The sequence below is a fragment of the Limnohabitans sp. genome (assembly GCF_044361985.1).
Classification (GTDB): Bacteria; Pseudomonadota; Gammaproteobacteria; order Burkholderiales; family Burkholderiaceae_C; genus Limnohabitans_A.
The window spans coordinates 1-13,956 of the sequence record NZ_JBIKHV010000064.1 but is presented as its reverse complement, the minus strand read 5'-3'; the positions used below and the strand labels follow the sequence as shown (position 1 = coordinate 13,956).

The window sequence follows — 13,956 nt, the reverse complement described above, 5'->3', positions numbered from 1 at the left end:
GCAACAATGGCGTGATGGGGGGCATTGCCAAACAATTCTCCAATGCCGAATTGAAGGCCATGTCGGCTTATATCGGTTCTTTGGACGGCGACATGAAGGTTGTGCCTCAGTCCAAGTTCCGCTGATCCTGCGCTGACCCAGCAAAAAGCCAGTCAATTGACTGGCTTTTTTCATGGGCGGTCTTGCCAGACCCTGCAAGCCAGGGTGCTGCGCAAAGGCGATCAGGCCTGGCCGTTGATGACCTGCTGCAGTTCACCCGATTCGTACATTTCCATCATGATGTCCGAGCCACCGATGAATTCACCCTTGATGTAGAGCTGTGGAATCGTGGGCCAGTTGCTGTATTCCTTGATGCCCTGGCGAATTTCGGCATCGTCCAGCACATTCACGGTTTTCACGGTCTTGGGGTCGACGCCGCAGGCTTTCAGGAGCTGGATGGCACGGCCGGAAAAACCGCACATTGGGAAACTGGCGTTGCCCTTCATGAACAGGGTGATCTGGTTGCCTTTGACGATTTCGTCGATGCGTTGCTGGGTGTCGCTCATGGTCTTTACTCCAAATGGTGCCGATTTCGAATGGGATGCATTATCTCTCTGATTGAAAGTCTGAAAACTTGTGGGGCCAGCTGATGGGCATGCAAGTGGCAGCGCCCAATGCATCCCACAACCTCGACAGCCTGTTCAGCCTGGCCAAGCCCCACCCGAACAACGCGCAATGCCTGCCAGGTCCTGACGTGATTGCACGTGCTCAAAGCCGGCGCTGCGCAGCAGGTTTTGCACCGCGTCGGCCTGGTCCCAGCCGTGTTCCAGCAGCAGCCAGCCGCCGGGGGCCAGGCGAACAGGGGCTTGGGCAATGATTTGACGCAGGTCGTCCAGTCCGTCCGGTCCGCTGGTCAGGGCTTGCAAGGGTTCGTGGGTCAAGGCGGTCAGGTGAGGGTCGGCATCGGCGACATACGGCGGGTTGGAAACAAGCAGCTCAAATGGCCCCGCAATGCCCTCCATCCAGTGGCTTTGCACGAACTGCACGGGCAAATTCAAGCGCTGGGCGTTGGCTTGCGCCACCGCCAGGGCATCGGCGCTGGCATCCACGGCGGTGACCTGGCTGGTCGGGCGTTCGTGTTGCAGGGCCAATGCCACGGCGCCACTGCCGGTGCCCAGGTCCAACACTCGCGCTGGGGTGTCCATGGGCAGGCGTTCCAAAGCCCATTCCACCAGTGTTTCGGTGTCGGGGCGCGGGTCCAGCACGCGGGCATCCACGTGCAGGCGCAGCCCAAAAAACTCTTTGAAGCCGGTGATGTAGGCGAGAGGTTCACCCGCCAGGCGGCGTTGAAATAACTTGTCCAAGCGCTCGACCATGTCGGACGACAGTTCATCCCGGTCATGCGCAAGCAGCCAGGCGCGCTCGTGTGTTTCGCGGCCCAGCACATGCAGGTGCAGCGCTTGCGCGTCGATGCGAGCCAGCCCCAAGGCTTGAGCGCGCTGCAGGCTTTCGGCGAGCGTGCAGGGACTCATGACGCGCCAATCTCCAGCTCGGCCAGTTGCTCAGCCTGCCGCGCCGCTTGCAGGGTGTCGATCACATCCTTCATGTCACCTTCCATGATGGCATTGAGTTTGTAAAGCGTCAGGTTGATTCGGTGGTCGGTGCAGCGGCCCTGGGGGAAGTTGTAGGTGCGGATCCGGTCCGACCGGTCACCACTGCCGACCAGGCCTTTGCGCAGGGCGGCGTCTTTGGCGGCGCGTTCGCTGCGTTCTTTTTCTTCGATGCGGGCCGCCAGAACTTGCAGGGCCTTGGCCTTGTTGCGGTGCTGGGACCGGTCGTCCTGGCATTCGGCCACGATGCCAGTCGGTAGGTGGGTCACCCGCACGGCCGAGTCGGTTTTGTTGATGTGCTGCCCGCCCGCGCCGCTGGCCCGGTAGGTGTCAATGCGCAGGTCGGCCGGGTTGATCTGCACCGCCTTGGCCTCGTCCGGTTCGGCCAGCACCGCCACGGTGCAGGCGCTGGTGTGAATGCGGCCCTGAGTCTCGGTGCTGGGCACACGCTGCACGCGGTGGCCGCCTGATTCAAAGCGGAGCTGACCAAAGGCGTTTTCGCCTTCCAGGCGGATCACGACCTCCTTGAAGCCACCCAACTCGCTGGGTGACTCGGACAGCAGCTCGACCTTCCAGCCTTTGTTTTGTGCATAGCGTGTGTACATGCGCAACAAGTCGGCCGCGAAAAGGGCCGACTCGTCCCCCCCCGTGCCAGCGCGGATTTCCAGATACGCTGGGCGCGCGTCCTGGGGGTCTTTGGGCAACAGCATCCTTTGTAATTCGGCCGCCAGCTCGCTCAGTTCATTTTGGGCTGAAGTCATCTCTTCGCCGGCCAGGGCATGCATCTCGTCAGTCTCGGGCAAATCGGCCTGCATTTGCCGGGCTTCTGCCAGATCGGTGCTGCGCTGCTTGTAACGGGCGAAGCGCTTGGCCACGGCGCTCACATCCGCGTGTTCCCGCGAGAGCTTCATGAACTGGGCCATGTCGGCCATGATGTCTTCTCGGGACAGCAAAAAGTCCAGCTCGGCCAGGCGCTCGGCATAACGTTCGAGTTGTTGGATCAAAAAGGGTTTCATCTTGAGCGGTCATCGCCGGGCAGGCGTCAATCCAGGGGCCAGTGGCGTGGGGGGCGTCAATGCCCACCTCGCCGGGAGCGGCAATAGCCGGTCGCCGGTGCGCCGCTAACGCTCTTGCCGCAAGAACAGGCGTTGCACCGTTTGTACGGTTTGTTCGCGGTGGGCCTGGTCAGCGCTGCGCAATTCGGCCATGGCGCCGTGCAGCATCTTCTGGGTCAGCCCCTTGGCCAGCGCTTCGAGAACAGCTTCAGGGTCATCGCCCCGCGCCAGCAGCTTGCGGGCACGACCCAGCTCGGCTTCGCGCCAGGTATCGGCCTGGTTTTGCAATTGCTGGATCAGCGGCACCGTGTCGCGTTGGCCCAGCCAATGGTTGAAGCTTTGCACCCCAGCGTCAATGATGACCTCGGCTTCGGCCACTGCAGCCTGGCGATGCGCCTGGCCTGCCTGCACCACGCTGGCCAGATCGTCCACGGTGTACAGATACACATCTTCGAGGGCCTTGACCTCGGGTTCAATGTCGCGTGGAACCGCCAGATCGACCATGAACATGGGGCGGTGCTTGCGTTTTTTCAAGGCCCGCTCCACGGCCCCCAAGCCGATCAGGGGCAGGGTGCTGGCTGTGCAGCTGATGACGGCGTCGAATTCGTGCAAACGGTCAGGCAAATCGGCCAGGCGCATCACTTCGGCGCCAAATCGGCTGGCGAGTTTTTCGCCGCGTTCCATGGATCGGTTGGCAATGGCAAGGGATTTGGGTTGGCGTGCTGCAAAGTGAGTGACGACCAGCTCGATCATTTCCCCCGCACCGACAAACAGCACCTTGATGTCTTTGAGGTCTTCAAACAACTGGCTGGCCAAGCGCACCGAGGCGGCTGCCATGCTGATCGAGTGGGCACCGATCTCAGTGGAACTGCGTACCTCTTTGGCCACGGCAAAGCTGCGCTGGAAGAGTTGATTCAAAGTGATCCCCAGCGCGCCGGCTTGCTCGGCGGCGCGCACGGCATCCTTGAGTTGACCCAGGATTTGGGCTTCGCCCAGCACCATCGAGTCGAGCCCACTGGCCACCCTAAAAGCGTGCCTTGCGGCCTCGTTGCCTTCGAGCAAATACGTGTGCGACTGGAGTTCCTGGGCCGATACCCCGCCGGCTTCGGCCAGCCAGATCAAGGTGTCCGCCGCGGCGGCTTGCTCGGCCGCACAATAAATTTCGGTGCGGTTGCAGGTCGACAAGATCGCCGCTTCGGGCGTTTGCGTCAGGTTCTTGGCCAGATTGCTTCTCAAGCCCTGCAAAGTCGGTGCCATCTGGTCCAGCGCGAAGGCAAACCGCCCGCGCAAATCGAGCGGCGCAGTGGTGTGATTCAAGCCCAGTGTCCAAACAGCCATGCGCTGATTATAGAAACCCTCCCTGCCTTCAGCCCTGAAGGGTCGGCCAGGGGCACTTTCGGTGCACAATTGTTGGGCGCCTTTATCACCCCTCTACGCTGTTCAAGACCCATGACCGTCTGGCAACTGACCCTGCATTTGTTCAATTTTTTTCTGCCTGCGCTGGCCATGGCACTGCTCATGCCTTTGGCGGGCCGATGGGTCATTGGGCCTGGTCACCGTTCATTCACCCGCCGCATGCTGGTTCATGCCTTCATCGGTGGACTGGTGCTGGCAGCGGGTTTGGTGTTGCAGGGCCAGGACGGCACCATGGCCACTTACACCGCCTTGGTGGTGGTGGCTGCCAGCACGGAATGGGCCCTGCAACGCGGCTGGGCCAGGCGATAGTTGCAGGTCCGGGGTGGTGGTGGCTGACCGGCCCCTGAAAGCCCACTGCTGGATCAGAGCTTGAAAAGGTCTTTCAAAAAACCTTCAACGGGGCCTTTGGCTTGCGGAAACATCAACACGGTGTGAGGTGCGCCTGGAATCAGCACGATGCTGGCTTTTTTGTTGGCTTTAAAGGCAGCACCGCAATGACCCACGGCATTGGGGTTACCAATCCAGCTGTTGCTGGGCGAAAAATAAGGGTCGGTCGAGCTGATGACATTCAGGACGGGTTGGTCATCGGGAATGGCTGTTTGGTGAGATTCGACAAAGTAATTGTCTTCGCAGCCCCAAGCAAACAAAATGCGGCCCATGAACTCTTTGCCAGTGTGCCGCGCTACAGGCACGGCGCCTTCGCTGGTGCCGGCCAAAACCAATTTGGCCGGATCGGCCCAGGCCAGCTGACGCAGGGCTTGCAAGGTGAGACCGATCTCAGAGGCGCGCAGGGCATGCACTTTTTCGTAGGTGGGTTTGTCAATCGGGGAGTTGTAAGTCATCCGGTTTTGCAGACCAAACGAGTCCGGGGCAATGCTGGCGATGCCCATGCCTGCCAGCCAACGCTGCCAGTCTCCAATGGCCTTGAGACCCAAACCCGACGAACCGTGCATGAACACCACCACCGGGACCTTGTTGGGGCTCACAGATGGGGCATCTTTCAAGGGGCCCAGAAAAACGCCAGCTTGAGTCAGCGCTGCGGGCAGCGCCACTTGTGCACCGCTGATGACCGATTGCATTGACGCCGGGGTGTGGACGAACACCCCGGGCTTCACTTCGCCTTTGGGGGTTTGACCCAGGGCGTTCAGGGCAAGAACTGAGGCAATCAGTGCCAGAGAGATTTTTTGAAGGCGCATGGTCATGGTTGGCTTGTTCGCTTGGAGGGTTGTGGGGCAGCCAGTCAATTTGAGCGCTGCACTGGCTTTTACGCAGCGCTGAACAAATCTATCCGGTCGGTGATGATGCCATCGGTGCCCAGGGCCAGCAGGTGCTCGGCAGCTTCTGGGTCGTTGACGGTGTAGCTTAAGCAACGCAGGCCTGCCCCGTGCACCTGGGCCACGTTGGCGGTGTGCCAAAGGCTGTGGTTGGCGACCACTGCCGCGCAGCCAAGCGCTTTCGCCTTGTCCAGCCAGCCCTCCCACAGCGTGTCCACCAGCAGGCCGCGCGGCATATCGGGGGCCACCTGCTGGGCTGCGGCCAGGGCTTCGGGTTTGAACGAGCTCAGCAAAGGCGGTACGGGGGCGCCTTGCCAGAGTTCGGCGGCCAGTCGCGCCACCGCTGCGCCGGTGGCCGCTTCGGTCCCCGGGGTGGGTTTGATCTCTATGTTCAGGTGGTGGCCATTGGCCAGGCAAAAGTGGGCCAGCGCTCGCAGCGTGGGCAAAGGCTCGCCCGCAAAAGTACGCGAATGCCAGCTGCCGGCGTCCAGTTGCGATAAGGTCTGCCAGGGCAGGTCGCCACCGGTGCCGTGGCCGTTGGTGGTGCGCTCCAGCGTGGCGTCGTGCATCAAAAACACCACGCCATCGGCGCTGAGTTTGGCGTCGCATTCGAACATGCGGTAGCCGTGCGCAGCCCCCAACCGGAAGGCGGCCAGGGTGTTTTCAGGGGCCAGCTTGCCCGCGCCACGGTGCGCGACCCAGCGGGGGTAGGGCCAAGGTGTCAGGGTGGTCATGCTGAAGGAATGCGTTGGAGTGTCTGCGCGTCAAACCAGTGCACCCGGTCAGCACGGGGGGTGGCGAAAAAGTTCTGGCCGGGTTGGGGGGGCGTGACCGATTCGTCCAGCCTCAGGGTCAGGATTTCCTCGCCCAGATGGGCGTGCACCAGGCGCTCGGCGCCCAGCAACTCCACCGTGTCGGCGACCAGTGACCAGCCACCGCTGGCGTGATCGGGTGTGGCGTGTGCAGGCGTGATGTCCAGGTGTTCGGGCCGGATGCCCAAAATGCGCTGGGCGTTGGTGCCTGGGGCTTTTTTGAGCAGGTTCATGGGCGGTGAGCCGATGAAGCTGGCGACAAAGGTGCTGGCTGGGCGGTTGTAAACCTCTTCCGGCGTGCCGAACTGCTCCATGCGCCCACCGTTCATGACGATCATGCGCTGGGCCAAGGTCATGGCTTCAACTTGGTCGTGTGTGACAAACAGGCTGGTGATGCCCAATTCACGGTGCAGCTTCTGGATCTCCAGGCGAGTCTGGGCACGCAATTTGGCGTCCAGGTTGGACAGCGGCTCGTCAAACAAAAAGACCTGGGGTTGGCGCACGATGGCACGGCCCATGGCGACCCGCTGGCGCTGACCACCGGACAGTTCTCGGGGCTTGCGTTGCAACAGTTGGCTCAATTCGAGAATGCCCGCCGCCTTGTCGACGCGCGCCTTGATTTCTTCGGCGGAGCGCTTGGCGATTTTCAGGCCATAGGCCATGTTGTCGAACACGCTCATGTGGGGGTACAGCGCGTAGTTCTGGAACACCATGGCGATGTCGCGTTCGGCAGGTTCCAGGTCGTTCACCACGCGTTCGCCGATCGAGATGTTGCCGCCCGTGATGTCTTCCAGGCCAGCCACCATGCGCAGCAGGGTGGACTTGCCGCAGCCCGAGGGGCCGACGATCACGACAAATTCGCCATGGTGGATGCTGGCGCTCAGGTCGTGGATGACGGTGTTGGATTTGGCGCCTGAACCGTAGGTTTTCAGGATGTGAGAGAGGGTGATGGAAGCCATATATCTTTTTGATCAGATGGGGACAGAGCACCGCTGTGCAGTGGTCTTTCCCCGGGTTTCATATCAGACGAGGACAGAGCACCGCTGTGCAGTGGTCTTTCCCCGGGTTTCATATCAGACGAGGACAGAGCACCGCTTCGCAGTGGTCTGTCCCCGGGTTATTTATTTTTCCGTATCGACCAGGCCTTTGACGAACCATTTTTGCATCAGGATCACGACCATCGCCGGCGGCAGCATGGCCAAAATGGCGGCGGCCATGACCACGTTCCATTCTGTCCACGACTCTCCCGAGATCAGCCGCTTGATGCCCAGCACCACGGGGTACATGTCTTCGTTGGTGGTCACCAGCAAGGGCCACAGGTACTGGTTCCAGCCATAGATGAACTGGATCACGAACAGGGCGGCGATGTTGGTGGCGGACAAGGGCAGCAGCACGTCCTTGAAGAACCGCATCGGACCTGCGCCATCCATGCGCGCGGCCTCGACCAGTTCATCGGGAATGGTCAGAAAAAATTGCCGGAACAAAAAGGTGGCCGTGGCTGAGGCGATCAAGGGCACCGTCAGACCTGCAAAGCTGTTCAGCATGCCCAGGCCCGCCACCACCTCATAGGTCGGGCTGATGCGCACTTCCACCGGCAGCATCAATGTGACAAAAATCATCCAGAACACCAGGTTGCGCAACGGAAAACGGAAATAAACAATGGCAAATGCCGACAGCAGCGAAATGGCAATCTTGCCAATCGCGATGCCCAGGGCGCTGATCAGGCTGATTTTCATCATGGGCCACATCCCCGGCAGCGGGCTGCCTTGAGAGTTGGGCCCACCAAAAAGGGTCAGGCGGTAGGTTTCCCAAAAGTGGCTGCCAGGCACCAGCGACATGGGCACGCTTTGGTTGATCTGCTGTGCCGTTTGGGTGGAGCCGACAAAAGTCAGGTACAGCGGAAAAGCCACGATGGCCACGCCAATCAGCAAGATGACATGCCGCAGGACCTGCAGGCCGGGGCGTCGTTCGATCATGACGGGCCACCCAATTGAACAGGGGAGAGAGACATCAGTACTGCACTTTCTTTTCGACAAACTTGAACTGCAAGACCGTGAGCGACACCACGATCACCATCAGCACCACCGACTGCGCGGCCGAGCTGCCCATGTCCAGCGCCTTGAAGCCGTCGTAATAAACCTTGTAAACCAGAATGGCCGTGTCTTTGCCCGGGCCGCCGTGGGTGGTGGCGTCCACGATGGCGAAGGTGTCAAAAAAGGCGTAAACGATGTTGATCACCAGCAAAAAGAAGGTGGTGGGTGACAGCAGTGGGAACACGATGGTCCAAAAGCGCCGCCAGGGGCTGGCCCCGTCAATGGCAGCGGCTTCGATCAGCGATTTGGGAATGGACTGCAAACCCGCCAGAAAGAATAAAAAGTTATACGAAATTTGCTTCCAGACTGCGGCCATCACGATCAGCGCCATGGCGTGGTTGGGGTTGAGCAGGTGGTTCCACTCGATGCCGACGGCCCTGAGGGCGTAGCCGACCACGCCCATGGGCGATGCAAACATGAACAGCCACAAAACGCCCGCGACCACAGGGGCTACCGCATAAGGCCAGATCAGCAGGGTTTTGTACAGCCCCGCACCGCGCCCGACCCGGTCGGCCATCACCGCCAGAAGCAAAGACACCGACAAACCCGTGACAGCCACCAGCAAGGAAAAAACGGCTGTGATTTTGAAAGACTCGAGGTAGCCGCTGTCGTTCCACAAACGGGAAAAATTCTCCATCCCCACGAACTCGCGGGATGCGCCAAAGGCATCTTCCTGCAGCACGCTTTGGTACAGGGCCTGGCCAGCGGGCCAGAAAAAGAACACCAGCACCACGCCCATCTGGGGTGCGATCAGCAACCAGGGCAGCCAGCGGGATTTGAAGCGAACGCGTTTTTCCATAAATTCTTTACCAGGCGGGGTGGCTGAGTGTCATCCCAAAATGCGTAAAAGCAGAGGCACTGCCTCTGCTTTTTTTTCAGAGCCAACCGCTGCGAGCAGCGGTTGTGAAATCACTTGTTGGCTTTTTCGAAGCGTTCGAGCTGCTCGTTGCCGCGTTTGATGGCCATGTCCAGGGCTTCTTTGGTGCCCTTTTTGCCGCTCCACACGCCTTCGAGCTCCTCGTCAATGATGGTGCGGATCTGCACAAAATTGCCCAGACGCACGCCGCGTGACTTGTCGGTGGTCTTGCGGATCATTTGTGTCACGGACACATCGGTGCCGGGGTTCTTTTTGTAGAAGCCGGATTTCTCGGTCACTTCGAAAGAGGCTTTGGTCACGGGCAGGTAGCCGGTGCGCTGGTGGCTGGCGGCAGCCACATCGTCCTTGGACAAATGGGCAAAAAACTGGGCCACGCCTTTGTACTCAGGGGCTTTCTTGCCACTCATCACCCACAAGCTGGCGCCACCGATCACCGTGTTTTGCGGCGCACCGTTCACATCGGGGTAATAAGGCAGGGCGCCGATGCCATAGCCAAACTTGCCGTTACGCACCACGCTGCCGTACAGCGCTGACGAACCGGTGGCCATGGCGCATTCGCCGGAGACAAAGGTGGCGTCCGCCGCATTGCCGCGGCCTTTGTAAATGAACAAGCCCTGCTTGGCCATGTTGGCCAGGTTGTCAATGTGGCGCACGTGCAAGGGGGTGTTGAAGCTCAGGCGCGCGTCCATGCCGCGCATGCCATTGCCCTTGGTGGCGAATTCGGTGTTGTGCCAGGCTGAAAAGGACTCAAGCTGTGTCCAGCTGATCCAGCTGGTGGTGAACGGGCACTTGTGGCCACTGGCCTTGAGCTTGGCGGCTGCCAGAGCCACTTCAGGCCAGGTGGTGGGTGGGGTGTTCGGGTCCAGGCCAGCCGCTTTGAAGGCGTCCTTGTTGTAATGGAACACGGGGGTGGAGCTGTTGAACGGGAAGCTCAGCATCTGGCCATTGGGCGCGGTGTAGTAACCGGCCACAGCGGGCACATAGGCGTTTTGGTCGAATTTCAGGCCGGCGTCTTTCATGACTTTGCCCACGGGCACGATGGCCCCCTTGCTGGCCATCATGGTGGCGGTGCCCACTTCAAACACCTGCAAGATGTGGGGGGCGTTGCCCGCACGGTAGGCGGCGATGGCAGCGGTCATGGATTCGTCGTAGCTGCCCTTGAAGGTCGGGACGATTTTGTAGTCTTTTTGGCTGGCGTTGAAATCCTTGGCCTGGTCATTGACCCACTCGCCCAGGGCGCCACCCATGGAGTGCCACCACTGGATTTCGGTTTGGGCTTGGGCGGACAAGCTGGCCAGGCCCAGGGTCAGGGCAGAAAGGGTGAGTTTGAGTTTCATAGCGGTTCCTGAAAAAAAGCTGAAAGTGCAAAAAGGCCCGTCAAGCTGTCGGTCTTCAAGCTAACTTTGCCTTATAAAAAAGACAATTCCATTAAAAAGCGATGAAGACACTGTGACAACCCGGACTTTCCATGAGAAAAAGACCCTGAAGTGACAGGTGGCCCCACCCTCTGCGCGTGTTTGTTGCACTGCGGTAATATTGTTATCCAGCCAGTTTGACGCTTTCGTCCAGGGCTGGCTGACCGCGTTTTTCAACGCATTTGACTGCGCCACCCCCATGAATGCACCCACCACGCTCCAACATTTGATGCAAGCCGACGCCGATGCGCCGCGCCTGCGCGAGATTCCTTACAACTACACGAGCTTTTCTGACCGTGAAATCGTGGTCCGTCTGCTGGGCGAGCCAGCTTGGGATTTGTTGAACCAGTTGCGCCAGGAACGCGGTACAGGGCGTTCAGCCCGCATGCTCTACGAAGTGATGGGCGACATCTGGGTGGTCGAGCGCAACCCTTATTTACAAGACGACCTGCTGGACAACCCGGCCCGTCGCAAGCTGCTGGTGGACGCGATGCAGCACCGACTGGGCGAGGTTCAAAAGCGCCGCACCCCCGGAGTGGACGAGGCCCGTGACGCGCTGGTCGGCCAATTGCTGACACTGGCAAGCCATGCCGTGGCGCAATTCGGCCAGCGTTTCATCCGCATGGCTAAGCTGCGCAGCCAAGTGCAAAAGACCCTGGGGCGCCTGACGGCCAAGGACAACATCAAGTTTGACGGGCTCTCACGCGTAAGCCATGTGACCGATGCGACCGACTGGCGCGTGGAGTACCCCTTTGTGGTGCTGACCCCAGACACCGAGACCGAAATGGCGGGGCTGGTCAAAGGCTGTATCGACCTGGGCCTGACGATCGTGCCTCGGGGTGGCGGCACGGGCTATACAGGCGGTGCGATTCCCCTGACCTGGAAGAGTGCGGTCATGAACACCGAAAAGCTCGAGGCCATGACCGAGGTCGAGATGGTCGAACTGCCGGGTATTGCGCACAAGATCCCGACCATCTGGACCGAAGCCGGTGTGGTCACCCAACGCGTGGCCGATGCGGCCGAGCGCGGTGGTTTTGTCTTTGCGGTGGACCCGACCTCAGCCGAAGCCAGCTGCATTGGCGGCAACATTGCCATGAACGCAGGTGGCAAAAAGGCGGTTTTGTGGGGCACTGCGCTCGATAACCTGGCCAGCTGGCGCATGGTCACCCCTGACGCCGAATGGCTCGACGTGGTGCGCATGGACCACAACATGGGCAAGATCCACGACGCCGAAGTCGCCACTTTCGAGCTGCGCTACTTCAAGGCCGATGGCAAGACCCCGATCCGCACTGAAACCCTGGTGATTCCGGGCAAGACTTTCCGCAAGGAAGGGCTGGGCAAGGACGTCACCGACAAGTTTCTGTCGGGTCTGCCAGGCGTCCAAAAAGAAGGCTGTGACGGCCTGATCACCAGTGCACGTTGGGTGATGCACCGCATGCCCACACACACCCGCACCGTGTGCATGGAGTTTTTTGGCCATGCCCGCGAAGCGGTGCCCAGCATCGTCGAGATCAAGGATTTCATGTTTGCCGAGCAAAAACGCACCGGCACCGTGATGGCAGGCCTGGAGCATCTGGACGACCGCTATTTGCGGGCGGTGGGCTATTCCACCAAGTCCAAGCGCGGCGGCTTCCCCAAGATGGTGCTGATCGGCGACATCGCCGGCGACAACGCCGACGATGTGGCCAAGGCCACCAGCGAGATCGTGCGCATTGCCAACTCGCGCAGCGGCGAAGGCTTCATTGCCATCAGCCCCGAGGCGCGCAAGAAATTCTGGCTGGACCGCAAAAAGACCGCGGCCATTTCGCGCCACACCAACGCCTTCAAGGTCAACGAAGACGTGGTGATTCCCTTGCCGCGCATGGCCGAATACACCGATGGCATCGAACGCATCAACATCGAGCTGAGCCTGCACAACAAACTCAAGTTGTGCCGTGAGCTGGAAGATTTTCTGGAGCGTGGCAAGCTGCCATTGGGTAAGCAAGACGATGCCAATGAAATCGCTTCGGCAGAACTGCTGGAAGACCGCGTGGCCCAAGCCTTGGCGGTGGTGCGGGAGGTTCGTGCGCAATGGCAAGGGTGGCTGACACAAGTCGACGAACTCTTCCCCCAACTGCAGGACCATGCGTTACGGGCCAGCTGGAAAACGCAAATTCGTCCGGCTTTCCAGAATATTTTCTCGGGTTCGGCTTTTCAGCCCATCCTCGACGAGGTGACGGCCATCCACCAGCGCGTCCTCAAGGGCCGGGTCTGGGTGGCGCTGCACATGCACGCCGGTGACGGCAATGTGCACACCAACATTCCGGTCAACTCCGACAACTACGAGATGCTGCAAACCGCGCACGAGGCGGTGGCCCGCATCATGGTGCTGGCGCGTAGCCTGGACGGCGTGATCTCGGGTGAACACGGCATTGGCATCACCAAGCTGGAGTTTTTGACCGACGCCGAGTTGGCTAATTTCACCGCTTACAAGGCCAGGGTTGACCCCGAAGGGCGCTTCAACAAAGGCAAGCTGCTGCGCGGCGAGGCTCTCAAGGGCCTGGGCGACGATGTGCATGCCGCCGACCTGACCCACGCCTACACGCCGAGTTTTGGCCTGATGGGCCATGAATCGCTGATCATGCAGCAGTCCGACATTGGCGAGATTGCCGCCAGCGTGAAAGACTGCCTGCGCTGTGGCAAATGCAAGCCGGTGTGCGCCACCCATGTGCCGCGTGCCAATTTGCTGTACAGCCCGCGCAACAAGATTTTGGCCACTTCACTGCTGGTCGAGGCCTTTTTGTACGAAGAGCAGACCCGGCGGGGCATCTCGATCAAGCACTGGCAAGAATTCGAAGACGTGGCCGACCACTGCACCGTTTGCCATAAATGTCTGTCGCCTTGCCCGGTCAACATCGACTTTGGCGAGGTGTCCATGAACATGCGCAACCTGTTGCGCAAGATGGGCCAAAAGAGTTTCCGCCCCGGCAATGCCGCGGCCATGTTCATGCTGAACGCCACCAACCCCGAAACCATCAAGCTGGCGCGTGCTGCCATGGTGGGTGTGGGCATGAGGGCGCAGCGCTTTGTGGCGGGCTTGCTCAAGGGCGTGGCGCGCAAGCAGACCAGCGCCCCGCCCGCATCGGTGGGCACCGCGCCGATCAAAGAGCAGGTGATCCACTTCATCAACAAGAAGATGCCGGGCAACTTGCCCAAGAAAACGGCGCGGGCCTTGCTGGACATTGAAGACAACGATTACGTGCCGATCATCCGCAACCCGAAAGCCACCACCTCAGAGTCCGAGGCTGTTTTCTATTTTCCCGGTTGTGGCTCCGAGCGGCTGTTCAGCCAAGTCGGCCTGGCCACGCAGGCCATGCTCTGGCATGTGGGGGTGCAGACGGTGTTGCCACCCGGATACCTGTGTTGCGGTTACCCTCAAAAAGGCT

General features: G+C 60.3%; 13 protein-coding genes. 3 read left to right on the top strand and 10 right to left on the bottom strand.

The genetic code is table 11. From position 1 onward, the window contains the following. The coding region (locus ACIQ3A_RS10850; RefSeq protein WP_396431757.1) for a c-type cytochrome at window positions 1-125 on the top strand (125 nt) is incomplete at its 5' end. 96 nt (window positions 126-221) lie between these two features. Here ACIQ3A_RS10850 and grxD read toward each other — a convergent pair. The 4 genes from grxD to hemA form a co-directional block, all read right to left on the bottom strand. Next, window positions 222-545, bottom strand: a complete 324-nt coding sequence (gene grxD / locus ACIQ3A_RS10845; protein ID WP_396431756.1) for a Grx4 family monothiol glutaredoxin — start codon at window positions 543-545, stop codon at window positions 222-224. A gap of 135 nt (window positions 546-680) precedes the next feature. Further along, window positions 681-1,511: a peptide chain release factor N(5)-glutamine methyltransferase gene (prmC, locus tag ACIQ3A_RS10840; RefSeq protein WP_396431755.1), complete on the bottom strand. Its 831-nt coding sequence runs from the start codon at window positions 1,509-1,511 to the stop codon at window positions 681-683. Continuing rightward, a complete protein-coding gene (gene prfA / locus ACIQ3A_RS10835; RefSeq protein WP_396431754.1) occupies window positions 1,508-2,605 on the bottom strand; it encodes a peptide chain release factor 1 in 1,098 nt (365 codons plus the stop codon). The genes prmC and prfA overlap by 4 nt, the downstream gene beginning before the upstream one ends. A 105-nt stretch (window positions 2,606-2,710) precedes the next feature. Further along, window positions 2,711-3,982 carry a glutamyl-tRNA reductase gene (hemA, locus tag ACIQ3A_RS10830; protein ID WP_396431753.1) on the bottom strand — a complete coding sequence of 424 codons (1,272 nt, stop codon included), beginning with the start codon at window positions 3,980-3,982 and terminating at the stop codon, window positions 2,711-2,713. Window positions 3,983-4,093: 111 nt separating this feature from the next. On the opposite strand from hemA, the gene ACIQ3A_RS10825 reads away from it, so the two are divergent. Then, the gene (locus ACIQ3A_RS10825; RefSeq protein WP_396431752.1) at window positions 4,094-4,369 is read left to right on the top strand and encodes a hypothetical protein; all 276 of its coding nucleotides are present in this window, start codon (window positions 4,094-4,096) and stop codon (window positions 4,367-4,369) included. Window positions 4,370-4,422: 53 nt separating this feature from the next. On the opposite strand, the gene ACIQ3A_RS10820 is transcribed toward ACIQ3A_RS10825, so the two are convergent. The 6 genes from ACIQ3A_RS10820 to ugpB all read right to left on the bottom strand — a co-directional run bounded on the left by ACIQ3A_RS10820 (window position 4,423) and on the right by ugpB (window position 10,453). Then, on the bottom strand, window positions 4,423-5,262 hold the full coding sequence (locus tag ACIQ3A_RS10820) for a dienelactone hydrolase family protein (RefSeq protein ID WP_396431751.1): 840 nt from the start codon (window positions 5,260-5,262) through the stop codon (window positions 4,423-4,425). Window positions 5,263-5,324: 62 nt separating this feature from the next. After that, entirely contained in the window at window positions 5,325-6,068 is a 744-nt protein-coding gene (ugpQ, locus tag ACIQ3A_RS10815; RefSeq protein ID WP_396431750.1) for a glycerophosphodiester phosphodiesterase, read from the bottom strand. Then, complete coding sequence (gene ugpC, locus ACIQ3A_RS10810) at window positions 6,065-7,105, bottom strand: sn-glycerol-3-phosphate ABC transporter ATP-binding protein UgpC (protein WP_396431749.1); 1,041 nt, start codon at window positions 7,103-7,105, stop codon at window positions 6,065-6,067. The genes ugpQ and ugpC overlap by 4 nt, the downstream gene beginning before the upstream one ends. A gap of 162 nt (window positions 7,106-7,267) precedes the next feature. After that, window positions 7,268-8,122 (bottom strand): sn-glycerol-3-phosphate ABC transporter permease UgpE, encoded by an 855-nt coding sequence (gene ugpE / locus ACIQ3A_RS10805; protein WP_396431748.1) that lies wholly within the window; start codon window positions 8,120-8,122, stop codon window positions 7,268-7,270. Window positions 8,123-8,156: 34 nt separating this feature from the next. Continuing rightward, window positions 8,157-9,038, bottom strand: a complete 882-nt coding sequence (gene ugpA, locus ACIQ3A_RS10800) for a sn-glycerol-3-phosphate ABC transporter permease UgpA (RefSeq protein WP_396431747.1) — start codon at window positions 9,036-9,038, stop codon at window positions 8,157-8,159. Between the two features lie 110 nt (window positions 9,039-9,148). After that, complete coding sequence (ugpB, locus tag ACIQ3A_RS10795) at window positions 9,149-10,453, bottom strand: sn-glycerol-3-phosphate ABC transporter substrate-binding protein UgpB (protein WP_396431746.1); 1,305 nt, start codon at window positions 10,451-10,453, stop codon at window positions 9,149-9,151. A gap of 277 nt (window positions 10,454-10,730) precedes the next feature. Between ugpB and ACIQ3A_RS10790 the strand changes: the two genes are divergently transcribed. After that, a partial coding sequence (locus ACIQ3A_RS10790) for a DUF3683 domain-containing protein (protein ID WP_396431745.1) occupies window positions 10,731-13,956 on the top strand: 3,226 nt, incomplete at its 3' end.

Coding starts and splice junctions, on each gene's coding strand:
- grxD (WP_396431756.1), bottom strand. CDS start 545: ATGAGCGACACCCAGCAACGCATCGACGAAATCGTCAAAGGCAACCAG.
- prfA (WP_396431754.1), bottom strand. CDS start 2,605: ATGAAACCCTTTTTGATCCAACAACTCGAACGTTATGCCGAGCGCCTG.
- ugpE (WP_396431748.1), bottom strand. CDS start 8,122: ATGATCGAACGACGCCCCGGCCTGCAGGTCCTGCGGCATGTCATCTTG.
- hemA (WP_396431753.1), bottom strand. CDS start 3,982: ATGGCTGTTTGGACACTGGGCTTGAATCACACCACTGCGCCGCTCGAT.
- ugpQ (WP_396431750.1), bottom strand. CDS start 6,068: ATGACCACCCTGACACCTTGGCCCTACCCCCGCTGGGTCGCGCACCGT.
- ugpA (WP_396431747.1), bottom strand. CDS start 9,038: ATGGAAAAACGCGTTCGCTTCAAATCCCGCTGGCTGCCCTGGTTGCTG.
- ACIQ3A_RS10820 (WP_396431751.1), bottom strand. CDS start 5,262: ATGACCATGCGCCTTCAAAAAATCTCTCTGGCACTGATTGCCTCAGTT.
- ugpB (WP_396431746.1), bottom strand. CDS start 10,453: ATGAAACTCAAACTCACCCTTTCTGCCCTGACCCTGGGCCTGGCCAGC.
- ugpC (WP_396431749.1), bottom strand. CDS start 7,105: ATGGCTTCCATCACCCTCTCTCACATCCTGAAAACCTACGGTTCAGGC.
- prmC (WP_396431755.1), bottom strand. CDS start 1,511: ATGAGTCCCTGCACGCTCGCCGAAAGCCTGCAGCGCGCTCAAGCCTTG.
- ACIQ3A_RS10825 (WP_396431752.1), top strand. CDS start 4,094: ATGACCGTCTGGCAACTGACCCTGCATTTGTTCAATTTTTTTCTGCCT.